23 protein-coding genes are annotated in these 24,749 nt (G+C 43.8%); 7 read left to right on the forward strand and 16 right to left on the reverse strand.

Annotated elements, in window-relative coordinates:
• Positions 1–92: 92 nt before the first annotated feature.
• The 3 genes from trpS to rpe are packed head-to-tail and all read right to left on the reverse strand — an operon-like array spanning position 93 to position 2,459.
• Entirely contained in the window at positions 93–1,097 is a 1,005-nt protein-coding gene (gene trpS, locus EXT47_RS15145) for a tryptophan--tRNA ligase (protein ID WP_039494036.1), read from the reverse strand.
• A gap of 25 nt (positions 1,098–1,122) precedes the next feature.
• Positions 1,123–1,788: an HAD-IA family hydrolase gene (locus EXT47_RS15150; RefSeq protein WP_130126983.1), complete on the reverse strand. Its 666-nt coding sequence runs from the start codon at positions 1,786–1,788 to the stop codon at positions 1,123–1,125.
• Entirely contained in the window at positions 1,788–2,459 is a 672-nt protein-coding gene (gene rpe, locus EXT47_RS15155; RefSeq protein WP_010368892.1) for a ribulose-phosphate 3-epimerase, read from the reverse strand. Before rpe ends, EXT47_RS15150 begins: the two co-directional genes overlap by 1 nt.
• Before the next feature lie 137 nt (positions 2,460–2,596).
• Between rpe and EXT47_RS15160 the strand changes: the two genes are divergently transcribed.
• Complete coding sequence (locus tag EXT47_RS15160) at positions 2,597–2,899, forward strand: hypothetical protein (protein ID WP_010368894.1); 303 nt, start codon at positions 2,597–2,599, stop codon at positions 2,897–2,899.
• Between the two features lie 38 nt (positions 2,900–2,937).
• The gene (locus EXT47_RS15165; RefSeq protein ID WP_010368896.1) at positions 2,938–3,132 is read left to right on the forward strand and encodes a DUF2970 domain-containing protein; all 195 of its coding nucleotides are present in this window, start codon (positions 2,938–2,940) and stop codon (positions 3,130–3,132) included.
• A gap of 19 nt (positions 3,133–3,151) precedes the next feature.
• On the opposite strand, the gene EXT47_RS15170 is transcribed toward EXT47_RS15165, so the two are convergent.
• The 9 genes from EXT47_RS15170 to EXT47_RS15210 form a co-directional block, all read right to left on the reverse strand.
• On the reverse strand, positions 3,152–3,985 hold the full coding sequence (locus EXT47_RS15170; RefSeq protein ID WP_010368897.1) for a Dam family site-specific DNA-(adenine-N6)-methyltransferase: 834 nt from the start codon (positions 3,983–3,985) through the stop codon (positions 3,152–3,154).
• 47 nt (positions 3,986–4,032) lie between these two features.
• On the reverse strand, positions 4,033–5,394 hold the full coding sequence (locus EXT47_RS15175) for an AAA family ATPase (RefSeq protein WP_130126984.1): 1,362 nt from the start codon (positions 5,392–5,394) through the stop codon (positions 4,033–4,035).
• Positions 5,395–6,465, reverse strand: coding sequence for a 3-dehydroquinate synthase (gene aroB, locus EXT47_RS15180; RefSeq protein ID WP_010368901.1), 1,071 nt, complete (start codon positions 6,463–6,465; stop codon positions 5,395–5,397). It abuts the gene before it with no gap.
• 24 nt (positions 6,466–6,489) lie between these two features.
• Positions 6,490–7,008 carry a shikimate kinase AroK gene (gene aroK, locus EXT47_RS15185; protein WP_010607062.1) on the reverse strand — a complete coding sequence of 173 codons (519 nt, stop codon included), beginning with the start codon at positions 7,006–7,008 and terminating at the stop codon, positions 6,490–6,492.
• A 150-nt stretch (positions 7,009–7,158) separates the two neighbouring features.
• Positions 7,159–9,225, reverse strand: coding sequence for a type IV pilus secretin PilQ (locus tag EXT47_RS15190; protein WP_017217255.1), 2,067 nt, complete (start codon positions 9,223–9,225; stop codon positions 7,159–7,161).
• Entirely contained in the window at positions 9,215–9,757 is a 543-nt protein-coding gene (locus EXT47_RS15195) for a pilus assembly protein PilP (RefSeq protein ID WP_010368907.1), read from the reverse strand. Before EXT47_RS15195 ends, EXT47_RS15190 begins: the two co-directional genes overlap by 11 nt.
• The gene (locus tag EXT47_RS15200) at positions 9,754–10,359 is read right to left on the reverse strand and encodes a type 4a pilus biogenesis protein PilO (protein WP_039494025.1); all 606 of its coding nucleotides are present in this window, start codon (positions 10,357–10,359) and stop codon (positions 9,754–9,756) included. The genes EXT47_RS15195 and EXT47_RS15200 overlap by 4 nt, the downstream gene beginning before the upstream one ends.
• A 16-nt stretch (positions 10,360–10,375) precedes the next feature.
• Positions 10,376–10,948, reverse strand: coding sequence for a PilN domain-containing protein (locus EXT47_RS15205; protein WP_039494023.1), 573 nt, complete (start codon positions 10,946–10,948; stop codon positions 10,376–10,378).
• Positions 10,936–12,015, reverse strand: a complete 1,080-nt coding sequence (locus EXT47_RS15210) for a pilus assembly protein PilM (RefSeq protein WP_045990228.1) — start codon at positions 12,013–12,015, stop codon at positions 10,936–10,938. Before EXT47_RS15210 ends, EXT47_RS15205 begins: the two co-directional genes overlap by 13 nt.
• 129 nt (positions 12,016–12,144) lie before the next feature.
• Here EXT47_RS15210 and EXT47_RS15215 point away from each other — a divergent pair, with 129 nt between their 5' ends.
• Positions 12,145–14,601: a penicillin-binding protein 1A gene (locus EXT47_RS15215; RefSeq protein WP_130126985.1), complete on the forward strand. Its 2,457-nt coding sequence runs from the start codon at positions 12,145–12,147 to the stop codon at positions 14,599–14,601.
• 75 nt (positions 14,602–14,676) lie between these two features.
• On the opposite strand, the gene metL is transcribed toward EXT47_RS15215, so the two are convergent.
• Positions 14,677–17,025 (reverse strand): bifunctional aspartate kinase/homoserine dehydrogenase II, encoded by a 2,349-nt coding sequence (gene metL, locus EXT47_RS15220; protein WP_130126986.1) that lies wholly within the window; start codon positions 17,023–17,025, stop codon positions 14,677–14,679.
• Between the two features lie 4 nt (positions 17,026–17,029).
• Positions 17,030–18,250: a cystathionine gamma-synthase gene (metB, locus tag EXT47_RS15225; RefSeq protein WP_130126987.1), complete on the reverse strand. Its 1,221-nt coding sequence runs from the start codon at positions 18,248–18,250 to the stop codon at positions 17,030–17,032.
• A 344-nt stretch (positions 18,251–18,594) separates the two neighbouring features.
• Here metB and metJ point away from each other — a divergent pair, with 344 nt between their 5' ends.
• Positions 18,595–18,915 (forward strand): met regulon transcriptional regulator MetJ, encoded by a 321-nt coding sequence (gene metJ / locus EXT47_RS15230; protein WP_010368921.1) that lies wholly within the window; start codon positions 18,595–18,597, stop codon positions 18,913–18,915.
• Positions 18,916–18,996: 81 nt separating this feature from the next.
• Here the strand turns inward: metJ and EXT47_RS15235 are convergent, their stop codons facing one another.
• The gene (locus tag EXT47_RS15235; protein ID WP_069020522.1) at positions 18,997–20,238 is read right to left on the reverse strand and encodes a malic enzyme-like NAD(P)-binding protein; all 1,242 of its coding nucleotides are present in this window, start codon (positions 20,236–20,238) and stop codon (positions 18,997–18,999) included.
• A gap of 772 nt (positions 20,239–21,010) precedes the next feature.
• Positions 21,011–21,226 carry a 50S ribosomal protein L31 gene (gene rpmE, locus EXT47_RS15240; protein WP_010607053.1) on the reverse strand — a complete coding sequence of 72 codons (216 nt, stop codon included), beginning with the start codon at positions 21,224–21,226 and terminating at the stop codon, positions 21,011–21,013.
• Positions 21,227–21,440: 214 nt separating this feature from the next.
• Between rpmE and priA the strand changes: the two genes are divergently transcribed.
• The 3 genes from priA (at position 21,441) to hslV (ending at position 24,745) form a co-directional block, all read left to right on the forward strand.
• Positions 21,441–23,612, forward strand: coding sequence for a primosomal protein N' (gene priA / locus EXT47_RS15245; RefSeq protein ID WP_130126988.1), 2,172 nt, complete (start codon positions 21,441–21,443; stop codon positions 23,610–23,612).
• 13 nt (positions 23,613–23,625) lie between these two features.
• Positions 23,626–24,156 carry an SPOR domain-containing protein gene (locus EXT47_RS15250; RefSeq protein ID WP_017217264.1) on the forward strand — a complete coding sequence of 177 codons (531 nt, stop codon included), beginning with the start codon at positions 23,626–23,628 and terminating at the stop codon, positions 24,154–24,156.
• A 70-nt stretch (positions 24,157–24,226) separates the two neighbouring features.
• Positions 24,227–24,745 carry an ATP-dependent protease subunit HslV gene (gene hslV, locus EXT47_RS15255; protein ID WP_010368932.1) on the forward strand — a complete coding sequence of 173 codons (519 nt, stop codon included), beginning with the start codon at positions 24,227–24,229 and terminating at the stop codon, positions 24,743–24,745.
• The last annotated feature ends 4 nt before the right edge of the window (positions 24,746–24,749 follow it).

The raw sequence follows: 24,749 nt of genomic DNA on the forward strand, positions 1-24,749 counted from the left end.
TTCTTATATCTAGTATCTGCTTTAAGCCAAGGGGCTATCGCCCCTTGTAATACAAAAAGACACCATAAATGGTGTCTTTTCTTTGTGTTTTATTAACCGCGAGGAATAAAACCGACGGCGTCATACACAGCTTTAAGCGTTTTCTCGGCACGAATACTTGCTTTTTCCGCGCCTTTTTTCATGATTTCGTTCAGCAGAGTTTGATCTTCACGGATTTCTTTAAAGCGCGCTTGAATAGGCTCAAGCATATTCACTACCGCATCGGCAGTGTCTTTCTTCAAGTGACCGTACATTTTGTCTTCGTACTCTGGCACTAACTCTTCAATTGAGCGTTTAGTTGCAACACTAAGTAGAGTCAGTAAGTTGGATACACCAGGTTTTTCAACACGATCAAAGTAAATGCGTGCTTGTTCATCTGAATCCGTTACCGCTTTTTTCAGCTTTTTCTCTATCTTCTTAGGTTCATCCAACAACATCACAAAACCATTTGGGTTTTCGTCTGATTTTGACATCTTCTTGCTCGGATCTTGCAAGCTCATAACACGAGCGCCAAACTCTGGAATATAAGGTTCTGGGATCTTAAAGACATCGCCATACAGGTTGTTAAAGCGCGTTGCGATATCGCGGGTCAACTCAAGGTGCTGCTTTTGGTCTTCACCAACCGGTACTTGATCCGCTTGATACAATAAAATATCCGCAGCTTGCAATACTGGATAGGCGAATAAGCCAACGTTTACGTTATTGGCGTGCTTTGCTGATTTATCTTTAAACTGCGTCATGCGGTTTAATTCACCCATTTGTGCATAACAGTTCAGCACCCAACCTAGCTGTGCATGCTCAGGAACCTGTGATTGTACAAATAGTGACGATTTATCTGGGTCGATGCCGCAAGCGGTATATAGTGCTACGCCGTCTAATACGCGATCGCGTAGTTGCTGTGGCTCTTGGCGAACCGTAATGGCATGCAAGTCAACCAACATAAAGTAACAATCATGATCGTTTTGTAGTTTAAGCCACTGGTTAATGGCACCTACGTAATTGCCTATTGTCATACCACCGGTTGGCTGAATACCACTTAATACTACAGGTTTACTCATGTCGTTCCTTTATTTCTTCATTGAATTAACGTTGATTGATAATGGGAATAATATCTAAGAATCCATCACAAAGGTACTGTGGATTGAACTCTTTCAAATCGAATCCCTGATTATACCCATAATTTAGCGCAATCACAGGTATCTTAGCGCCCTGAGCGGCCAAAATATCGCTTTTAGAATCTCCAACCATAATAAGCTTATCCGCTGGTATACCAAGACGCTCGGCAGCCAGCAATAGCGGAGCTGGTGATGGCTTTTTGTCAGTATCATCACCACAGACGATACAATCAAAATGCGATGTGAGATTTAATTTATCTAGCAGCTTTAGCGTAAATGCACGATTTTTATTGGTCACGATGGCTTTTGGCACTGCGGCAAATGCAGATAACCCCGTCTCAACATGCGGATATAAACCTGCATACTGACCAACTAATTCATCATAATGCACTTTAAAACGCTCAATGGCGGTGTGCGCTAAACTTTCGGATAGCGCTTCGCTAACTTCATGGCTACCGCTTAGGCCTCTTTTTACTAACATATCGATGCCGTTACCTACCCATTCACGCACCAGAGCATGACTAACAATTGGGTGAGCAAGCTCAGACAGTGTTAAATTGAGCGCCATGTACATATCCTCGACGCTATCAACTAACGTGCCATCGAGGTCAAATAAAATACCCTCAAAACGCATTATTTTACCTTTGCTAATTCTTGACGCATGGCGTCTATTACCGCTTTGTAATCGGGTTGATTAAAGATAGCGGAACCCGCAACAAACATGTCTGCACCGGCAGCTGCAACTTCAGCAATGTTGTCCACCTTAATCCCCCCATCCACTTCAAGACGAATATCGCGACCGGAAGCGTCAATGCGTGCTCTCGCTTCTTTTAATTTTTCAAGTGTATGTGGGATAAAACTTTGGCCGCCAAAACCAGGGTTTACCGACATCAAGAGGATTTGATCAATTTTATCCATCACATGATCGAGATAATGCAGCGGTGTGCCTGGGTTAAATACCAAGCCAGCTTTACAACCTGATTCTTTAATCAGCGCAAGGCTTCTGTCTATATGCTCGCTGGCCTCTGGGTGAAATGTAATAATGCTCGCTCCGGCTTTAGCAAACTCGGGAATTAGACTATCTACAGGCTTTATCATCAAGTGTACGTCGATAGGAGCTGTAATTCCGTAATTTCTTAATGCGTCACAAATCATTGGACCAAAAGTTAAATTTGGCACATAGTGATTATCCATTACATCGAAATGAACCACGTCGGCACCTGCTGTCAGTACCTTTTCAACATCTTCGCCTAACCTCGCAAAATCTGCGGATAGAATGGATGGTGCAATTAAAAAATCAGACATACTTTTCCCCTAAACGTAAGACCGCAATACTGTACCGTAAATTGCCCAAAATGTCTGCGATTTAAGGCGCTTTATGATTGTGCAATAAACGAACATTGTGTATCATTATGTGATATCTAACTTCTGGGGATAGGGTTATGGTTTCTAGATATAAAGCACGGATTGCTCTGCTTGGGACGGTATTAGCCGTGTCGGCAGGGGTATTTTCTTTCGACAATGATGAAAGTCTTGCCGCAAATTACTCCGCATGCACTTGTAGCACTGGCAATTTAAGCAGTCGAATAAATGCAGTGGAATGTCAGCAAGAAGCGCACACCAGTTGGGCTGCGTGGTTGACTGGCGGTAGTTCGAGTGGCCAATTCCATTATTTGGATTTGCTTGAGCTATTACTTGGCTCTAAAGATAATCAAAGCAGTAGTAAAGTTTCATCTCCTTACTAATACCAGTTGAGCCAATCAACTGGTAAGAGGTAAACACTATGGCTTCTTCCAATAGTAAATTCGCATTAGTTCAAAGTGTCTGTGCAGCAATGTTTGGTGTGCAGAGTGGTCAAAAACAAGCATATGACTTTAACAAAAAGCATTTTTGGCCGTTTGCTTTTGCGGGCATCGTTTTTGTCGCCGCCTTTGTCATTGGCTTAATTTGGTTTGTAAATGGTGTAGTTTTGGCTTAGTCCTTTATGCCGTAGAAAATTACGGACGGTGATATAACGCCATTAGTTCGTCAACTTTATTTCGCCCATTACCTTTAGGGCTAATTGTACGTTTCACCTTGATCACATCTAGCTTCGCTTGATTATAAATCTTTCGTGTCCACACTGTATCGTGATTGGAGATTAACACTGGCGTTTGTTTTTCAAAAGCCGCGGTTTCCGCAAGATTCGCCAATTGCGCTTGGTCGTCTAAGTTAAAGCCGCCTTTTGCATAGCTAGTAAATGATGCTGTTTTGCTCAAAGGCACATACGGTGGATCGCAATACACTACCGCATTTTTTGGCATGGTTTCAAATACTTGGCTGTAACTTTGACAGGTAAAAGTAGCCTGTTGAGCCTTTTCAGCAAACACATATAACTCACGCTCTGGAAAGTAAGGCTTTTTGTACTTACCAAAAGGGACGTTAAAGATCCCCTTTAAGTTATAACGACATAAACCATTGTAGCCATGGCGATTCATATATAGAAATAGAATCGCACGCTCATACACATCAATGCTTTCGTTAAACTGTTGTCGATACGCGTAATAAGCATCTGGGTGGTTATTCAACTCGACGAATAGCCTTTTAGCATCACTGATAAATTCATCAGGAATACGCTTCAACTCTTTATACAGGTTGATAAGATCAGCGTTAATGTCATTTAAGACATAATGCTTAAACTGAGTGTTAAGGAAAACAGATCCCGCTCCAACAAAAGGTTCTACTAGCGTGTCGGCTTCATTACTTGCTGCTTGTAGGCGCTTAGAAATATCTTCTACTAAGCTGTATTTTCCGCCTGCCCATTTTAAGAAGGCTCTAGTCTTTTGTTGCATGCTCGTTCTATGTCGTGAGTGGTTGCGCGATTTTACACTAAATGTGGCTAATTACCGAGAGACTGAGTAATTTCTTGTTTAATTTTACTCATTCTCTTAAAAAATGGCTGACCTTTTTGTAGCGCCTCAGGCAATACCGCCTTTGCTTGCTTCGCTGAGGCCAAACTATCATAAGCATCAGTTGTAACCACAAACCAAGTTCGGCCGTTTCTTAAAACAGTAAACTGCTGTGTCACCACCTCGTTATGCTCCGCCATAAACCCAGCTGCAATCTCACTTTCTGTCACAGCAAGTAACTGGATAACCCATTCATCATCTGAACGACTGAGATACCAAGGGTTTCCCGTCAATGGTTCAGGCTCTGCGTACTGAGGCTCTTTTACTGGCGATAAAGTGGCCGGAGTACTACCAACATTGGCTTCTTCAGCTTCAGTCGCTTGCTCTGATAGTGCGTTATTGTTGTTTGTAGTAGTTTCTTTTGCTTCAGTTAATGCAGATAAAATACTACCAACAGGCGCTGTTTCAATTTGCGTTGGCGCTTCGGCTGGCAACTCTGGTTGTACGTTGTTTTCAACTTCAACTTTTTCAACTGTAGTAGTTGGCGCTTCAAATACAGCTTGCGCATCAATAGCAGTAGCGACGGCTTCTTGATTATCTTCAGTTGGCGTCCAGTATCGTTTTAATTCTTGCTTATACACTAAAGCAACCATTAACGCGGTCAGTATCAAACAAAGCGCAATGACATACCATTGCCATTGTGATTTGCTACCCACTTTGGAACTTTGTTCACGTAAATTCAGACTCTGTTGCTGCGGCTGCCAAGAAAGTAAAACACTCGGATTACCTCGAGCTTCAGCAACAAACGTATTAAAAATAGGATCTTCATCAGGCGGTAAGTCTTTGTAAAACATGCTCATCAAACGCTTGCTTTCAAGCATGGATAAAGGCTCGATATGAATATCCAAACTTTCAGGGATCAGCTGAGGCTGCTGCGCCGTAGCGAGTATGTAAATTGTTTCGCGAGAAGATTTTGCGAGCTTTTGTAGTTGTTCCGCAAGCTCTTGGGTTAAATGCCTAACGTTGTCTAACACCCATAAGCATGGTCCACAAGCTTGTTCATCATGGAGCAACATGAAGTTTTCACTTAGAGATAACTTCTGATCAATGAGAGGACTGCGAAAGCTATGCTCAAGCAGCTGCCGCACTACATCAAACTCTTGAGTATTTGCAGTCAGCTTTACAAACGCTTTGTTAAAGTCTGGATACTTATCGGTAAGAAACGATTCTGCAAGGTAGCTTTTACCAAGACCCGAAGAGCCGACTAAGGTTATCAGGTTTTGGCCATAGTCGAATTGCATAGCAATTCTATCTACCAATGCAGCTCTGCTTGGTAAAATTTGCGACTGCATTTAACGACCTATTAGAGTTACCACGGTTTCATCGCTAACATCATCCACTAGCGCACATTGACCTAGTTGCGTTGGCAGAATAAAGCGAATTTTGCCTTGTTTGTTCTTTTTGTCTTTGCGCATATGTTGTAAAAACTGCGCTGCGGTCATCTCGCTTGGCGCTTCTGTCGGTAATTGATAAAGCGCAATAACGCGACGGATCTTTTCAACATCAGCAGTACTAAGCGCGCCGCGCTGGCAAGCCAAGTTTGCAGCTATCATCATTCCAGCAGCAACAGCCTCACCGTGCAACCAATTACCATAGCCCATTTGCGCTTCAATCGCATGGCCAAAGGTGTGACCCAAATTAAGTAATGCACGCAATCCTGCTTCGGTTTCGTCTTTGGCGACGATCTCAGCTTTTATTGCACAACACTTATAAATAACTTGTTGAAGGCTTTCAGCATCTAGTGCGCTGAGCTGAGGGTGCTGATCCGTTAATGTATCAAGAAAAGATGCATCATAGATCAACGCATATTTAATGACTTCAGCCATACCCGCAGCAAACTCTCTTGCAGGTAATGTACTTAAGGTCTTGGTGTCGATAAAAACCGCTTTTGGCTGATAGAAAGCACCAATCATGTTTTTACCTAACGGATGATTTACCGCAGTTTTACCACCAACTGACGAATCGACTTGTGACAACAAAGTCGTAGGGATCTGAATAAACGGAACACCACGCTGGTAGCATGCCGCAACAAAACCAGTCAAATCACCAACCACACCGCCACCGAGGGCAATCAAACACGTATCTCGACCACAATTATGCTCGAGCAAAAAAGCAGAGATCTTTTCAAACCACTCTAGTGATTTGTATTGTTCACCATCAGGGATAACAAAATGTAGCGGTTTTTGAGCGTCAAATATCGCTAACAGACTGTCTAAATATAGAGGCGCTATGGTGGTGTTGGTGATGATAACAGGACGACTTTGCCCAACATACTGCTTAAGTCGTCCTTCATCTGATAAGAGATGTTCACCGATGAAGATGGGATAGCTTCGCTCGTTTAAATCAACCTTTAATTCAAGCATGGCTTCCCTCCTACGGTGTTGTCATTAGAAATCTAATTTTTCAATAATTTGGTTTGCAACTACTTTAGCGCTTTGCTCATCCGTACGAACAACGTGATCTGCCACTTCTCTATATAGTGGTTCACGCTCATCGGCTAAGCGCTCTAGTACGTCACGTGAGTCTTCACTGGTTTGTAGTAATGGACGACGCTTATCACGCTGAGTACGAGCTACCTGTTTTTCGATCGGCGTTTCTAGGTAAACAACAATACCGCGCGCAGACAACTTGTTGCGCACTTCTTTGCTGATCACAGAGCCACCACCTGTCGCTAACACAATGCCTTGCATTTCTGTTAGGTCAGAGATGACGCTTTCTTCACGCTTGCGGAACCCCTCTTCGCCTTCAATATCGAACACCCAAGAAATATCGGCACCTGTGCGGCGCTCAATTTCCTGATCCGAATCGAAAAATTCAAGGTGTAATTGATCTGCAATGTGACGACCAATCGTGCTTTTACCAGCCCCCATCGGGCCTACTAGAAATATATTACGTTTCTCAGCCATATCTTTTTAGTACAAACGAACTCTAAAATTTGAAATAAAACCCCGCCTAACGACCTGGCCCCAAAATTAAGGAGGGGATTATCTCAGTAATCCGTGAACAATTTCAAGTCAAACCACGCAAAAAGCGTAATACTTTTACTGTCAACGGGCCTATAAACTGTCTTGAATGATCTTAGGTGTCACAAATATCAGCAATTCTCGCTTCTCATTAATATCACGAGAGTTCTTAAACAATAGACCTAAATATGGGATGTCGCCCAAAATTGGGATCTTACTTACTGCTGTTTTCACTTCTTGCTGATAGATACCACCCAGTACAATAGTTTGACCATTTTCGACCAGTACTTGTGTTTGGATCTGTTGGGTATTGATTGCCGTCGCCGGGCCATTTGGCGTTTGCACGGTATCACCTTTAGTGTCTTGTGTAATCACTAAGTCGAGAATTATTTTATTATCAGGTGTAATTTGCGGTGTCACCTCCAAGCTTAAAACCGCTTTTTTGAAACTCACCGTCGTTGCACCACTTGACGATGCCTCTACGTAAGGAATTTCTGTACCTTGCTCGATACGCGCCTTTTTCTGATTCGCCGTGGTGATACTTGGCGTTGCAATTATCTCGCCTTTGTTCTCTTGTTCCAAAGCTGACAACTCAAGATCAATCAGTGTGCCATCCGCCAATTTAGCAATGTGCATACCAATACTACCAGCAGGAACCCCTTTCACGCCTAAATTAACGTTCAAGCGATTTTCCAAAGACGGGATGTTACCATTGGACAAAGCATCAGCGCCTTCCAGCGTACCAGATATGGCATCGCTACCTTGCTGGTCGCTAAAGCCCCAGCGGACACCTAAGTCTTCTTGTACGGTATCATCCACAGTAACCATACGCGACTCAATACGCACCTGTTTTACTGGCACATCTAAGGTTTCCACCATCCGGCGCACACTTTCAATACTGCGCGAGGTATCTTTAATTAATAAAGTATTGGTACGTTTGTCAACGGACACACTACCACGATGGCTAATAATAGAGTTGATATCTGTTTTAAGTAAGTCAGCAAACTCTTCCGCTTTCGCGTAATTAAGTTGAATATACTCGCTATATAATGGCTCTAGCTCTTCCACTTGCTGACGCGCTTGTAATTCTTTGGCTTCTCTCGCTGCGAGTTCTTCTGATGGTGCAACCATCAAAATAGAACCATCCATACGCTTATCTAGCCCTTTCACACGTAACACAACATCAAGCGCCTGATCCCAAGGTACACCGTCTAAACGTAGGGTTATATTGCCAGATACAGTGTCACTCGTTACTAGGTTAAAGTTGTTTGTATCTGCGATGATCTGTAGTACAGAGCGAATTGGAATATCCTGAAAATTCAGCGTGATTGGCTGACCTTTATACTCTTTTTTATCGCCAAAGGTTTTATTACCTTCGTCTTTCTCAACTGATAACGTAAAGATGTTATCAAGCTGCTGATAGGTAAACTTGAATGCCGCATTTGGCTCAATCACAATGCGGCTTTTATTGTCTTCTTTAAAGGTCTCGATACGAGATACCACAGTGCCAAAATCTAACACATCAAGTTCATATAACAGGTCTTCCGCAATATCAATATGGTGGAAGTCCGCAATGATTTTGCCACCGCGCTCTTGTACATCAATAGCAGCTTGATTGTGCTCTAAAAACGCTAATACCTTCGCCTCACCTTTCTCACCGCGACGAAAATCGATAGCTTGAATTTGGTTAATAAATGCGGTGACTTTTTGACTTTGATCTTGTTCGGAGACAATCGGCTTGTTAGATACTTCCACTATCACAAGATTATTCTTAACCTCGGTTTTATATAGCTTCAGCTCATCCATGTTGATGGAAACGGCAAAACCGCCATCTCTGAGTTCACTGGTAATGCCTTGAATGCCAGCCTTGTTAATGCTCAATGCTTTTAAGCTTTCTTCAAACTCAGCCTGCTGGAAAAATAATTCAATACTAGCACTTTCGCCAACAACTCGAACTTTTGGCTCTGTATTGAGTTTTTCGTCAAACACCAGTTGTAGCTGGGTTTCCCCTGTTGGCACAGGGTTATAGCGAATGTCATACAACATAGGAATGGCATGCGCTATTGACGAAAGGCCAACTAAGGCAACACCGAGCACGGAACGCCATAGTGTTCGAGTGCTTTTAATAGTTGATTTTATAACGTTATTGTTAGTATTCACTCGCGCCACCTTGTTCCGCTTCTAACATTTCCACTTTTGTTAGCCTTTCTTTCCAACATCCCGTTCCATCTGGGATCAATTCTAATAATTCTAAATGATCGGCATGTACACTTAGCACTTTGCCATGATACAAACCCATATATTCGCCACGTTTAACACGATATAACCCCTGCGTTGCCGCTTCGATTAGCGCCCAACGACCGTCAGACTTGGCGATAATGCCTTTCATACGCAGGTTATCCAATGGAAACTTCTCTAAAGGATAGCGATCTCTATCAGGATCTGGATGTAAGCAGTTTTTAATTTGAACTAGTTTATTTTCAATCACTTCGGGCTGTGGCGCAACAAAAGGACTGCGTAACTCCGAAGCGCTATACTTAAACGGTTCATAATTTTGCATTTCAGGTATCGGCTCGATTTTTGGCGTTGAGCTTGCTTTTACCTGATCAATAAATTCTTTTTGTTCTGCCGTACTATCATTACAACCAGAGATGAACATCAATGTGGTCACGCAGAGCATCAGTCGGATCATTTCTGACCTCCTTGCTCATAGCGATAAGTTTTTGCCACAACACTAAATACCAGCTCGCCGTTTCCTGCATTTTCGATTCTAAAATCGTGTAGGCTGACTATTCGAGGTAACTCAGATACTTTACTCACAAACTGACCAAATTCATGATACTTACCAATCACCTCTAACTTAATAGGCAATTCAGTATAAAACTCTTTGCGTACCTCTGGCATCCAGCCAATTTTTAGGAAGGTTAATCCGCTTGAAGTACCAACGTAAGTCAGATCATCAAGTAACCCAGGCGTTTCGTTGGAACTTGGCAGTCGCCTCAACAGCTCTGTAAATTGCGCTTCCATATCAATCATTTGCTGTTTATAAAGCTCAAGATTGTTTGCTCTTGCGTATTTTATTCGGTAGCTCGTTCTTAGCTCCTGCTCTTTTTTAACCGCTTGGTCGTAACGGTCAATTGAGCTTGAGACCATCAGGTTATAACCCAATATCATCATTAATAAAACCACGAGAATGGAACATAAAACTTTTACAGGAAAAGGCCAATGACCTATGTTGTCGAGCTCCAGCTCATTCCAATCGATTTCTTTTAAACTGTTTAAGTCAAAATTCATGCACTGTGCCTCCGCCCTACTTCGCTTTATCGGCTAAGTGGATGTCTTCATGAGACTTAACATAAAAATGCATCGTAAAATCACTCAGTAATTTTGAACTTTGCTCACCGGCTACTATGCCTTGGATCACAGGTCGCTCTAATAAATAAGACGATTCAACTTGTCGTAGCATTTGCGATAAGCGGTTGTTCGATTCACTTCGACCAATGACTTTGATCATATTGTCTTGCCGTTCAAGACTGGTGAGATAAACCCCAGCCGGAACTACTCGTGCTATTTCATCGATAATTTGCGTGCCGAGACTACGGTTGAGTTGTAGCTCTTCAATAAGCCGAATACGGCGCTGTAAATTTTCTTTTTGCTTATTAAGATCGTTAATCGCGACTATCCGTGAATCTAGTTGAGTGATCTCACTTTCGAGATAGCGGTTTTTAATTTCTTGCCCGGTTTTCAAGCCGTCATAGAAGCTGCCAAGCAAATACATTAACAACAGACAAGCCGCGATGATCACCGCAATGATAGTCAAAAAGATTTGTTGCGACGCTTGCCTTTGCTGCTCGCGCCAAGGTAGCAAATTTATATGTGGCATGATGAGAAGCTCCTTAGTGCCAAGCCTGTCGCTAAGGCGAACTGCGCTTTATGCTTTTGCAGCACATGCCTATCTACTTTTGGTGCAATCTCCATGTCAGTAAACGGATCTGCCACTATTGTGTGGATCCCAAGCTCATCAATGAGCAGTTTATCTAAGCCACTCACCAAAGCCGTTCCACCCGTCAACACGATGTAATCGATATGATCTTTACCACTGGTCGTCATGAACATTTGCACTGCTCGACGAATTTGCTGCAGCATAGAAGTTTGGAAAGGAGCTAAGACTTCAAAGGTATAGTTTGGCGGTAAATCCCCCGTCGTTTTCGCCAGTTCAGCTTCATCGTAAGTTTTGTTGTAATAAGCAACAATACTGTTGGTATATTGCTCACCACCAAACACTTGATCACGGGTATAAATCGTTTTCCCAGATTGAATAACGCTTATCAACGTAAGCACAGCGCCAATATCTATCATTGCTACTATTTTATCAAAGGCATCATTTGGCAGTTCAGGGTAAATGACGTCCATGGCTCTACTTAGTGCGTAGTTTTCTACATCAACAACTTTCGCTTTGAAACCAGCTTCTTCCAATGCACCAACCCGTGCTTGCACGCTTTCGGTACGAGCCGCAGAGAGCAGCACATTCATTTTTGACGGATCGGCTTCGTTTACTCCAATTTTTTCAAAATCTAGACTAACTTCATCTAACGGGTAAGGGATCAGGCTATCCGCTTCAATAGCTATCTGGGACTCGAGTTCAGCATCAGTTAATGACACATCCATAAAGATCACTTTTGTAATCACGGTCTGACCGGATACGGCAACTGCTGCATATTGCGTGAGCTTTGGAATGCGCCGCTTCATTTTAGTTATCGCGTTGCCGATCGCTTCAATGTCTTGAATGGCCCTTTCATTTACTGCTCCTTTCGGAATAGGTTCAATCGCAACGGCTTCTACTCGGTAGCTGGAACTTGTCTTCGACAGCAACACCGCTTTGACACAATGGGAACCGATATCGATCCCTATCATCAGAGGTGCTTGTTTTTTTAGTAGTTGGCTCAGCATGTGAAGCGCCCGTTTCCTTTTAAGACTGTGTACCATAAAAATTTAGCACACAAAAATATTAATCGTTTTTTAATCAAGATATACTAGCAGTGTCTACCTGTAATTGGGAGTCTAACTAGGGATAATTCCGTGAAATTATTGAAAAGATTTTTACAATTCGTTTTTGTTTGTACCCTTTTAGGCGTGTTGACACTTATCAGTCTTTATTATTATGTCAAATCTGACATACCAAGTGTAGAGGTTTTGAAAGATGTCCAACTACAAACACCCATGCAAGTCTTTACACGAGACGGAAAACTCATCAATCAGTTTGGTGAAAAGCGCAGGATCCCTGTACGTTTGCAGGATGTTCCACTTCCCATGCGAAAAGCATTCTTAGCGACAGAAGACAATCGCTTTTACGATCATTTCGGCATTGACCCGATAGGTATCGTCCGCTCCGCTATAGTGCTTATCACCACAGGGCAAAAAAAGCAGGGAGCCAGTACGCTCACCATGCAACTTGCCAGAAACTTCTTCTTAACAAGAGAGAAAGCCTATATTCGTAAAGTAAAAGAAATCTTTATTGCGTTGCATATTGAGCAACTATTAACGAAAGATGAAATTTTTGAGCTTTACTTAAACAAAATTGAACTGGGCAATCGCGCCTTTGGTATCGGTGCAGCAGCACAAGTCTACTACGGTCGCTCACTATCAGAATTAACTTTAGCAGAAATGGCAATGATTGCAGGCCTGCCAAAAGCGCCTTCTGCGTTAAATCCAATTCGTAACCCAGAGCGCGCACAATTGCGCCGGAATGTTGTGCTCGGACGAATGCTTGCTGAAAAGTATATTACCCGCGCAGAATATGATGAGGCGACACAAGCTCCTATCACGGCTAAATTCCATGGCGCCGAAATCGAGCTGTATGCACCTTATATTTCTGAAATGGTTCGCGCCTATATGGTCGAACGCTACGGTACTGATAAAGCTTATAACTCAGGCATGAAAGTTTACACCAGTGTGGATTCTGACATGCAACAGGCTGCTCAGCATGCATTAGTTGATAATTTACATGCCTACGATATGCGTCACGGCTTTAGAGGCGCAGAAGAAACCTATTGGCATGCTGAGACGGGATCGCCGCTAAGCCATGAAGGCATTATTACTCGCCTTAAAAAGGTCAATGAAATTGGACCGTTAAAAGCCGCTGTGGTGCTGAGCATTGCAGAGAAAACGGCCGACCTGCTCTTAAAGACCGGTGAACAAATTACATTGGAATGGTCAGGCTTAAGTTGGGCCAGACAATACATCAGTGAGACGCGTCAAAGCTTACCACCAAAAACAACCGCAGATATCCTCGCGCCGGGCATGCAAGTGTTCGTCCGTAAACAAGACGACGGCTGGATGTTAAGTCAGTTGCCACAGGCATCTAGTGCTCTTGTCTCACTCGACCCGCAGGATGGGCGTGTAAAGGCGATTGTGGGTGGCTACAGCTTTGAGCTTAGCCAATACAATCGTGCTACCCAAGCTAAGCGTCAGGTGGGTTCAAACATCAAACCTTTTATTTATTCATCCGCATTAGAAAATGGCTATACCCTAGCCACCATTCTTAATGACGCCCCGATTAATCATTGGGACAGAAGCGTTGGCGTGGCTTGGCGTCCGAAGAATAGCCCTGAAGTGTATAACGGCCCAATCCGTATTCGTCGAGCGCTTGCACAATCGAAAAACGTGGTATCTGTTCGTTTGATCAAAGGTGTTGGCATAAATAAGGCTGCTGATCATTTGCTTAAATTTGGTTTTCAAGACGCAGATATTAATCGCAGTGAGTCATTGGCGCTTGGTAGTGCTGCACTGACTCCTATTGAAATGGCGCGCGGCATGGCCACTTTTGCCAATGGCGGTCACCTCATTGAGCCGTACTTTATCGATAGAATTACCGACTCATTCGGCACTGAACTGGGGTCGGCAGAACCGTTATTAGTCTGCGACGAGCAGCAGCTGGAAGAACAACCTGAGCGCTGTGCACCGCAAGTGATTTCGGAGCAAAACGCATTTCTGATTGCCGATGCACTTCACAGTGCTATCTGGGGTGGTGGTAGCTGGAAACACGACACGGGCTGGAGCGGCACAGGCTGGCGTGGTCAGTGGTTAAAACGTCGTGACCTTGCTGGAAAAACGGGTACCACCAACGACTCAGTAGATACTTGGTTTACGGGCTTTAACCGCAACGTTCTCACTACAGTTTGGGTTGGCTTTGACGATGCGAGTAAATCCTTGGGTCGTGCGGCCTACAACGCTAACCTTGGTGATAATCAACTTGTTGGGGCAGAAGCCGGCGCAATTTCAGCACAACCTGCTTGGATAGACTTTATGCGTGAGGCACTTAGAGATGAGCCTTTGGCCCCGATAGAGCCGCCTCCAGGGCTTATTTCAACTCGGATAGACTTAAAAACAGGGCTTTTGTCTCGTAAGAACGACTACACATCTCGGTTTGAGTATTTCGAACAAGGTACGGCCCCAACCAAATACGTATTAGATACGGATAGCAGCACACCGTTTGACGATACCGCGCCGCTACCAACTCACGAAGAGTTATTCTAGAATAAAAATGCCGATACAAATGTATCGGCATTTTTGTCTTATACCAGTAGTATCATATCTATTTTCTTAAAAGAGTTATTTTAGATTTTGCGTCAGCCAGAATAAATCGGAATGTATTCCCGCAGCAGTCACTTCTTTACCTGCCCCCGGGCCTTGGATCACCAGTGGGTTTTGTTCATACCATTTAGTGTGGATCACAAAAATATTATCACCCGGTGTTAAATTCGCGATTGCCGAGCCGTTTGGTACCTGTGCTATGCCTACTTTTGCAGACACTTTACCATTGCTTGCAATTTCAAGCGCACCAGTATAGCGAAGCGCAGCGTCATTCGCAGTGGCCTTTGCATAGTGTGTCGCATAAAAGTCATCGAGTTGCTGGCGATTTTCTAAAAACGTTTGCCATGAACCCACACTCAAGGACTCAGGCATTAATGCCTCTAATTCAATATCTTCAAGCTCAAGTTCAATGCCTAACTCTCGTGCTAAAATCAAAAGCTTACGCTGCATATCTCGGCCAGATAGATCTTCGCGCGGATCGGGCTCGGTAAAACCAAGTTCTTGCGCCCCAAGCACTAGCTCAGAAAATGCTTCAGAACCATCATAGCGACTACAAAGCCAAGATAAAGTACCGGAAAAGACACCTTCAATTCTCACCACTTCATCGCCACTATTTTGCAGATCAGCCAATGCAAAGTTAATGGGAAGACCTGCGCCAACACTGGTATTGTAACGCCATAAAAGGTTACGCTCTTGTAACTGCTGACGCAGCTTTGAGTACCAACCTTGTTGTGCCGTGCCGGCATATTTATTGGCGCTGATCAAATGACAGTCATGTTCAACAAACAGCGGATACAACTCGCTGAAACGCTCGCTCGCAGTAATATCGACCACCACTTTATGCTCGTAATCTAGCTCTTTAATACGAGTGAATAGCTCTGCTTCATTGTATTCGATGGCCTCATTTTGCCATTGCTGTTGCCACGATGCTAAATTCAACCCGCTTGGACAGAACAACATTTGCTTAGAACGCAGTAGGCCAACCAACTTAAGATCAAAGTGCTCACTCAGCTTAGCGACTTGGTTTTTGCATTGTTCGATAAACACTTCACCCACATTGCCAACACCCGCGACAATCACTGCAAGCTCCCGGCCTTTATTCACCAAACGCTCGTGCAATATAGCAAGTAGATCGCTATCAATTGCTTGATCGGTTAACACTAAGCTGTAATGACGCTCTTGCAGCACAAAACGGGTGACAATCGCATGTTCATCCAATAATTCCAGTGCCTGCTGATGTAAGCCAGCGACATCCTGACTTGGGGCAACAATAGCAAAGCCTTGTACTTGTGATTCAATAATATTGGCCCGCGAATCCAGCGCTTTGATCACAACATGGCTAAACTCAGATGGCACCAGTAAGTGTGCCTCTCCACCTTTAACAAAATGATGAATGCTATGCTGGATAAGCTGGCTTAGCTGTTTTACTTCACCACTTTTTAGTTGCTCAACGCGTAACAGGTCAAGTTGTCCAAAAGTGGTAATAAAGCGCTTCTCTTTGCTATAGCCTGCCTTTACTATCTCAGTGCCAAGCGCATCGGCATCAAAGCTGCTGCGAACTTGTAGTTTTATATCGGTATCTTTAAGTGGAGACAGCGTTTTTGCATGCAGTACCGGATTACCTAATCGTGCGAGTAATTCAGCTTGGCCACGACATACTTTAGTGTATTTTATGGCATTAGCGACTTTACGTGGATCAGTGCTGAACACACCAGTTGTATCCGTCCAAATTGATACTTGAGCCGCATCAAGATAACTTGCCAACAAAGTTGCGCTATAGTCACTGCCATTTCGGCCTAAGGTCACCGTTTCACCTTGTGCATTTGCAGCAATAAAACCGGTAACGATATAGATAGCGTGATCATCAATGGCGCGATAGCACGCTTCTTTGTTATGGGCGTGTAGTAACACCCCCTCTTGTTGTACAAATAACCTACGAGCGTCAATAGCTTTGGCTTCAACACCTTGAGAGCTGAGGTAGTTTGCTAATATACGAGCCGACCATAGCTCTCCATGTGCAAGTAAACTCGCGTAGTGAAGATGTTGCTCTTCTCGCCCTAAAGCGATTGCTTGCAGCTCATTGACAAGCTGTTTGAGTAACACACTGTGTTGTTCACCTACAAACAGGGCATCAATTAATTCTCGTTGATGATTTTCAACTTGTAATAAAACATCGTTGAATGCGCGAACATCTTGCTGCTCAAAACTTTGCCATAACTTCACTAGGGTATTCGTTGTTTTTCCTGCAGCAGAAACCACAACACTGTCACCTAGTTGACATTGCTCTAACACTATCTTGGCAACTGCCTGATAACGCTCTGGCGAGCTTAAACTCGAACCACCAAACTTATGTACTACTTTTGCCATTTACTCACCACAACGCTACTGTATGTGCAGGCGTTAATTTGAATGACTTAGCATCATCACTCGCCCGACTTTCATCAATACATGCAAATCCTGATTCCAGATCTGCAATAAGATCTTGTGCATCTTCAATGCCTACAGAAATACGAATCAACGTGTCGCCCACTCCCGCTTCTAAACGTGCTTGCGGATCCATACCTGCGTGTGTCATCGTCGCTGGATGGCAAATAAGACTCTCAACCCCACCTAAAGATTCTGCCAATGAAAAGTGCGTTAGAGACGTTAAAAACTTCGCTGATGTTTGCAGATCGCCTTTGATATCAAAGCTCACCATGCCACCAAAGCCGAGCTGTTGTTTTTTCGCAAGTTCGTGTTGAGGATGCGACTCAAGGCCAGGGTAATAAACTTGGCTAACATACGGCGACTTTTCTAAATACTCCGCAATAAGCTGAGCATTTTCTTGATGTTGGCGTAAACGCACGTTTAAGGTGCGCAGTCCACGTAGGGTAAGGTAGCTATCAAAAGGTGCACCTGTAATACCGATATTATTCGCCCACCAAGCTAACTCATCACCCAACACCTGTGTACGCGCGATCACCGCGCCCCCCACGACATCAGAATGACCATTGATATATTTAGTAGTTGAATGCACGACTACATCTACGCCAAAGGCAATGGGATTTTGTAGTGCTGGAGACAAGAAGGTGTTGTCGGCGGCGACCAAAGCCCCCACTGCGTGTGCTGCATTTACGACAGCTTCTATATCCGTTAGCCTTAATATTGGGTTACTTGGTGTTTCAATCCAAACTAATTTAGGTTTGATCTGCTGCAGCTGTGCAAGACTTTCCGATTGTGTGAGATCCAAGACGGCTAATTTGAGCAATCCACGCTTAGCAAGCGATGTAAACAAGCGATAGCTACCACCGTAACAGTCATGTGGAATAACCAGCGTATCGTCATGGTTAAGTAGCTGAGTTACTAGGTGAACGGCAGCCATGCCAGTCGCGGTAATAATGCCACGAGCACCACCTTCAAGTTCGGTAAGTGCCTGTGCAAGCACATCACGATTAAAGTTACCACTGCGTCCATAATCGTAGTCGCGTTTGGTATCAAAATCGGCAAAAGAATAGGTGGTAGAAAGGTAAAGCGGTGGCACTACTGCCCCATGTGCTTTATCAGCTTCTATACCATGACGCACTACAACCGTCGATTTGTTAACTTGACTCATAAGGTCACCTAGATATTTGGATGTTTAGACGTCTAAAAGGTTAGAACAACAGAAACTAGAAGTCAAAACATTTATACTGCTAAATGGCTAAATAACTAGTATTTGACTATCTTTTTTAAACCGATAAAATTTCGCCACTCTAGGCGTTGCTAATACGACTGAGTTATTGAAAACTATGGCAGAGATTCTTCTATCTCGCTATGGCGGATTAGTTTATTCATCTATTTGAGTTTGGGATTTATCTTTAATTCGTAAGGTTATCCCTATATTCATGCGGTTGGTGAATAATGTAGACCAGAACCCAGTCATATTGGCATTGATGTAACTGAGGCAAGTACACAATTATGGCAAAATGGAACGGTGAGTATATTCACCCATATGCAGAACACGGTAAGAAAGCAGAGCAAGTAAAAAAGATCACGGTGAGCATACCTCTGAATGTACTCAAAGTGCTAACTGATGAGCGTACACGTCGCCAAGTGAATAACTTACGTCATGCCACGAACAGTGAGCTTTTATGTGAGGCGTTTCTACATGCCTTCACAGGTCAGCCACTGCCGAGCGATGAAGACTTGAGAAAAGATAATCCAGAGCGTATTCCGTTAGAGGTAAGACAAATAATGGAAGAGCGCGGTTTGGAGATCCCAGAAATAAACGAAGAGTGATAACTATTCTTTCTCTGTGGACATACAGACACAAAAAAAGCCTCAATCGAGGCTTTTTTCATTTGGATAATACCAATGGTATTATTCCATGTATCCAGCTGGCATATCGATTTGGGCCACACCTGATTCAATTGCAGCTACCGCTACCGCTTTTGCGATACGAGGTAACAAACGCGGATCCATTGGTTTTGGAATAATGTACTCAGGACCAAACTCAAGACTATCCACGTCAGCCGCTTTTAACACTTCAGCAGGCACAGGCTCTTTAGCAATCGTTCTAATTGCTTCAACCGCTGCAATCTTCATCTCATCATTGATAGCGGTTGCACGTACATCAAGCGCACCACGGAAGATAAACGGGAAACACAACACGTTATTTACTTGGTTTGGATAATCTGAGCGACCAGTCGCCATGATCAAATCATTACGTGCACCGTGTGCAACTTCAGGGCTGATCTCAGGGTCTGGGTTAGAACAAGCAAATACCACTGGCTTGTCAGCCATTAGCTTTAGATCCTCAGCAGAAAGTAAGTCTGGGCCAGAAACACCAACAAATACGTCCGCATCTGCAATCACGTCTTGTAACGTACGCTTATCCGTGTTGTTTGCAAACAGCTCTTTGTATTCATTTAGGTCATCACGACGAGTATGGATCACGCCTTTTCTGTCCAGCATATAGATGTGCTCACGTTGAGCACCGCATTTGATCAGTAATTCCATACAAGCAATAGCGGCTGCACCCGCGCCAAGACACACAATAATCGCATCATGAATATCTTTACCTTGAATTTCCAACGCATTCAGCATACCCGCAGCGGTTACAATTGCGGTGCCGTGCTGATCATCATGGAATACAGGAACGTCACAACGTTCGATTAGCGCGCGCTCAATTTCAAAGCACTCTGGCGCTTTAATATCTTCTAGGTTAATACCGCCAAATGTGTCTGCGATATTTGCCACCGTATTGATGAAGTCTTCGGTGGTGTTGTGCTTAACTTCGATATCGATTGAATCAAGACCCGCAAAACGCTTAAATAATAGCGCCTTACCTTCCATAACAGGCTTTGACGCCAAAGGACCTAAGTTACCCAAGCCAAGAATTGCCGTACCATTACTGATCACCGCAACCATATTTCCTTTACCCGTGTAACGGTATGCATTCGCCGGATCAGCCGCGATTTCACGTACTGGCTCTGCAACACCTGGGCTGTATGCAAGTGCTAAGTCTTTTACGGTCTCGGCAGGTTTAGTGAGTTCAACACTGATTTTACCTGGAACGGGCTTCTCGTGATAATCTAGAGCTTGTTGACGAAAATCTGTCATGGCGCGATATTTTCCTACGAAGTTAATGTGAGAGTGTGGTAAACGTTCGCATTCTGAATGTTGGCAACCTATCAGGCTGGTTACAGCAACACACAGTGCGATTAACTATATGAGCGACGACATTCAACCGCTCAACAAGCGTATGTGCTTTGCTGTCGCGGTATGTCAATAGGACATATAGTTAATCGACCGTATTCACACAATACCGAGTTTTGCTCATTATTCAAGTAAAATCAGGTCTATCCACTAGCACGGTATTTTCTATACTTTTCCGAGAAGATAAGCTCAATTTTAAGAAATATTTCACAAATAAAATGACTAAAACTTAAAAAATAAGACGCTAAAACCAGCACAAAGTGTAGAAAATCAACACAAATGTACACTAATTATAAAAACAATAAGAAAATAGCAACTTAGCTAATTTTAACATCAAGATACCGACATTTAATCGCAATATACTGACTTTTGTTTATATAAAATGCTCATACCTGATACTATTTACTATATGAGCTTTGATTATTTTCACAACTTAAGCTCGTAAATGTTCAGTATTTATCTACTAAATAGAGTTTTTACTCTACCCAAGAGATCAGTAAAGTTTTGCTGCCAAACTGGCAAGTTTTTTATTTTAGAAGAATAAAAGACACAATGAAGGCGGGATGACTGACGGTCTTTCTGTCAATGAAGAACAGAATGTATAAATCGGGAAGGTATTTTCAAACAGGCACAAAAAAAGCACCCTAAGGTGCTTTTTTCGACTAGACCAACAAGATTACTTCTTGCTGCTAAGTGCACCGAAACGCTTGTTAAAGCGATCTACACGGCCACCTGTGTCAAGGATCTTCTGCTTACCAGTGTAGAACGGGTGACATGCAGAACATACGTCTAGGTGAATATCTTTACATAGCGTTGAACGAGTTTCGAACTTGTTACCGCAAGAGCACGATGCAGTGATCGTCTCGTAATTAGGGTGAATACCTTCTTTCATAGCAACCTCTAGTTAAGGCCGTATCGCTCTCCAAACCCGAAGTCTGGCACCATACGTAGTTATACAAAAATGTGGATGCGTATTTTAGTGCCTATCTGAACAATCTACAAGCAATATTTCAGAGTTTTTTGTCACCGTCGCAGAGTACATTTTCAATTCGTACCACCTTAGGTATATACTTCGTCACTGCGCTCACTTTATGGAATTGTAATACATGCTCATTCTTGAAGTAGCTTTAAAGCTGCCACTGCACCGAACATTCGACTATTTGCTAGCACCAACCATGCAAGTTGAAGCAGGAATGAGAGTCACCGTCAATTTCGCCAACCGTCGCTGCACAGCGATTGTGCTTGCTAAAAAAGGCGACACCGATGTACCAAAAGAAAAGCTCAAGCAAATTATTGAGGTGTTGGACGAGCATCCTGTCTTTAGCCAAGCACAACTTAGCTTTTTACACTTTGTCTCTCAGTATTACTGTCATCCAATTGGCGATACCTTATTCACAGCACTACCGGCGGTACTCAGAGATGGTGGAAGCCCAGACAAAACTCAGATCCCTGTCGTCAGATTAACGGAAAAAGGGCAGAAACTACCAACACTGCGAGCCAAAAAGCAACAAGCACTGCTTTCTCAATTATATGAAGGTGGCGCAATAAAATTAAGCGAACTCAAAGCGCTCGGATTTGCAAACCAAACAATTAAAGCATTGGAAGAAAAAGCGCTTATCTCACAATCTATTGAGCATGATAGTGATTGGTCGCAAAACGAATTACTGCTTGGCGAAAAACCACGCCTAAACGACCAACAAGCGACTATTTGCAGCGCCGTCAATGCACAAGTCGGTTACCGTACCTTTTTAATCGAAGGTGTAACGGGAAGTGGTAAAACTGAAGTCTACTTACAAAGCCTTGAAAACATAATAAAAGCGGGTAAACAAGCACTGATCTTGGTGCCTGAAATTGGACTCACACCGCAAACAGTCAACCGCTTTAAGAAGCGCTTCAATAACCTGCCCATTGATTTATGGCACTCAAATCTAACCGATAACGAGCGCCTACATACTTGGCGTCGCGCCGAAAAGGGTCTGAGCGCCTTGGTTATCGGTACTCGCTCGGCCATTTTTTTGCCATTTCAAAATCTCGGCATGATCATCGTTGACGAAGAGCACGACAACTCGTTTAAACAGCAAGAAGGCCTGCGCTATCACGCCAGAGATCTCGCTGCATTTCGAGCGCATCAGGCACACTGCCCTTTGCTTTTGGGAACAGCAACACCGGCATTAGAAACATTACACAAAGCCATTACCAACAAATACCAACTCGTCACACTGAGTAAACGAGCGCAGACCCAGCACGATAACCAATTTCACCTTGTAGACATGAAAGGTCAGCCAGAACAAGGCGGGTTTTCACCAATGAGTTTACATTGGATGGAAAAAACACTCGCTCGCGGTAAGCAAGTTATGGTGTTTCTAAATCGTCGAGGCTTTGCACCAACATTGATGTGTCACGAATGCGGATGGCTTAATACCTGTAAACATTGCTCTACCAGCGCCACGTACCATAAAAACATGAACCGCTTGGTATGCCATCATTGTGGTGAACAGGACTTTGTACCGAGACAGTGTCCAGATTGCGGCAGCACCCAAATCATGCCCACAGGGCTTGGTACAGAACAACTCGAAGGCTTTTTAAGCGAACGCTTCACTGATATTCCCGTCACTCGCATTGACCGAGATTCTACGCGCCGTAAGGGCAGCCTTGAAAGCGCCCTTGAAGAAATTAATCAAGGTGGCGCGCGAATTTTGGTCGGCACTCAAATGCTTGCCAAGGGCCACCACTTTGCCGATGTCAGTCTTGTGATTATCTTGGATGTGGACTCAGGACTTTACTCTTGCGACTTTAGAGCCACCGAGCAAATGGCGCAGCTTATTACGCAAGTTGCTGGACGAGCCGGACGCGCCGGTGAAGCGGGAACCGTGTTATTGCAAACGCATTTTCCAGAACATCCATTATTGCAAGATTTAATCAATAATGGTTATGGCGACTTCGCGCGATATGCCTTACAAGAGCGTGAAGAAGCTATGCTTCCCCCCTTCGCACACTTAGCTATCATCCGCGCCGAGGCAACAAATATAAATACAGTATTGCGCTTTTTGTCGGATTTGGTTCCAGCTACCCCCTATCCTGGTATACAATTGCTGGGTCCAATTCCAGCACCACTTGAACGAATAGCTGGAAAGTTCAGATATCAATTACATATACACGCACAACAACGCACTGTGCTGCGGGACTACCTTTCGCAACTTGCGCGCTATATTGCTACGCATGAGTCTGCCAATCGAGTACGCTGGAGCATAGATGTTGATCCAATGGATAGCTATTAAAATCAAATAACCTATGGCACAGCACGATTACATCAATAAGAAACCTAAAGGCAAGGGGAAAGACAAGCCAGAAAAATCGGCAAAATTTCCTGTTATTGCTGCTATTTTTGCATTTCTACTGATCGGTGGGTTTGCCTACGGTCTTTGGTTTATAAAAACCAATGCCGATCCGAAAGAAGTAGAGCAAGCCAAAAACCCGCATCCAGTTGCCGAGCAAAAGGTTATTAAACCAAAGCCTCGCCCACCTGAGTTCATTGAAGAAATTAAAAATCATGAAATCAAGGTCGAAGTTAAAGAGATCGAGAGCAAAGGCCCCTATCAAATGCAGTGTGGTTCATTTAGAACCCATAGCCAAGCCGAAGCCATGAAAGCCAAAGTTGCGTTTGCTGGATTAATCGCGGAGATCCGTCGTACCGAAGGGAGTAACGGTGTCTGGTATCGTGTCCGTCTTGGTCCCTACGATACCAAACGTTTAGCCGAGAGCGATAAAAACAAGTTGCAGCGTGTTGGGATATTTGGCTGCGGGATTTGGGGCTGGACTTGATTTTTATAAGTCTACCCATATTTCCTACTAATCTAGAGTTACACGGGCACAGGCCCAAATAAGGATTACTATGACTACCATCGTTAGTGTTCGTCGCGATGACAAAGTGGTTATCGGCGGTGATGGCCAAGTTTCGCTTGGTAACACAGTTATGAAAGGCAACGCACGTAAAGTACGTCGTCTATACAATGGTAAAGTACTGGCAGGTTTCGCTGGCGGTACAGCTGATGCATTTACATTATTTGAACGCTTTGAAGCAAAGCTAGAGATGCACCAAGGCCATCTCACTAAAGCAGCCGTAGAAATGGCAAAAGACTGGCGTACCGACAGAGCATTAAGAAGGCTTGAAGCCCTACTTGCGGTAGCCGATGAAACCGCCTCGCTTATCATCACAGGTAACGGCGATGTGGTGCAGCCAGAGCATGATCTTATTGCTATCGGCAGTGGTGGTAACTTCGCACAGGCGGCTGCAACCGCACTACTTGAAAATACAGACTTAAGTGCGAAAGAAATCGTGGAAAAGAGCCTGAAGATCGCTGGCGATATCTGCGTATTTACCAATAATTTCCAAACTATCGAAGAATTGTAATAGG

It is taken from the genome of Pseudoalteromonas sp. CO342X (genome assembly GCF_004208915.1).
Lineage (GTDB): Bacteria > Pseudomonadota > Gammaproteobacteria > Enterobacterales > Alteromonadaceae > Pseudoalteromonas > Pseudoalteromonas maricaloris.

Coding starts and splice junctions, on each gene's coding strand:
- trpS (WP_039494036.1), bottom strand. CDS start 1,097: ATGAGTAAACCTGTAGTATTAAGTGGTATTCAGCCAACCGGTGGTATG.
- EXT47_RS15150 (WP_130126983.1), bottom strand. CDS start 1,788: ATGCGTTTTGAGGGTATTTTATTTGACCTCGATGGCACGTTAGTTGAT.
- rpe (WP_010368892.1), bottom strand. CDS start 2,459: ATGTCTGATTTTTTAATTGCACCATCCATTCTATCCGCAGATTTTGCG.
- EXT47_RS15160 (WP_010368894.1), top strand. CDS start 2,597: ATGGTTTCTAGATATAAAGCACGGATTGCTCTGCTTGGGACGGTATTA.
- EXT47_RS15165 (WP_010368896.1), top strand. CDS start 2,938: ATGGCTTCTTCCAATAGTAAATTCGCATTAGTTCAAAGTGTCTGTGCA.
- EXT47_RS15170 (WP_010368897.1), bottom strand. CDS start 3,985: ATGCAACAAAAGACTAGAGCCTTCTTAAAATGGGCAGGCGGAAAATAC.
- EXT47_RS15175 (WP_130126984.1), bottom strand. CDS start 5,394: ATGCAGTCGCAAATTTTACCAAGCAGAGCTGCATTGGTAGATAGAATT.
- aroB (WP_010368901.1), bottom strand. CDS start 6,465: ATGCTTGAATTAAAGGTTGATTTAAACGAGCGAAGCTATCCCATCTTC.
- aroK (WP_010607062.1), bottom strand. CDS start 7,008: ATGGCTGAGAAACGTAATATATTTCTAGTAGGCCCGATGGGGGCTGGT.
- EXT47_RS15195 (WP_010368907.1), bottom strand. CDS start 9,757: ATGATCCGACTGATGCTCTGCGTGACCACATTGATGTTCATCTCTGGT.
- EXT47_RS15200 (WP_039494025.1), bottom strand. CDS start 10,359: ATGAATTTTGACTTAAACAGTTTAAAAGAAATCGATTGGAATGAGCTG.
- EXT47_RS15205 (WP_039494023.1), bottom strand. CDS start 10,948: ATGCCACATATAAATTTGCTACCTTGGCGCGAGCAGCAAAGGCAAGCG.
- EXT47_RS15210 (WP_045990228.1), bottom strand. CDS start 12,015: ATGCTGAGCCAACTACTAAAAAAACAAGCACCTCTGATGATAGGGATC.
- metL (WP_130126986.1), bottom strand. CDS start 17,025: ATGGCAAAAGTAGTACATAAGTTTGGTGGTTCGAGTTTAAGCTCGCCA.
- metB (WP_130126987.1), bottom strand. CDS start 18,250: ATGAGTCAAGTTAACAAATCGACGGTTGTAGTGCGTCATGGTATAGAA.
- metJ (WP_010368921.1), top strand. CDS start 18,595: ATGGCAAAATGGAACGGTGAGTATATTCACCCATATGCAGAACACGGT.
- EXT47_RS15235 (WP_069020522.1), bottom strand. CDS start 20,238: ATGACAGATTTTCGTCAACAAGCTCTAGATTATCACGAGAAGCCCGTT.
- rpmE (WP_010607053.1), bottom strand. CDS start 21,226: ATGAAAGAAGGTATTCACCCTAATTACGAGACGATCACTGCATCGTGC.
- priA (WP_130126988.1), top strand. CDS start 21,441: ATGCTCATTCTTGAAGTAGCTTTAAAGCTGCCACTGCACCGAACATTC.
- EXT47_RS15250 (WP_017217264.1), top strand. CDS start 23,626: ATGGCACAGCACGATTACATCAATAAGAAACCTAAAGGCAAGGGGAAA.
- hslV (WP_010368932.1), top strand. CDS start 24,227: ATGACTACCATCGTTAGTGTTCGTCGCGATGACAAAGTGGTTATCGGC.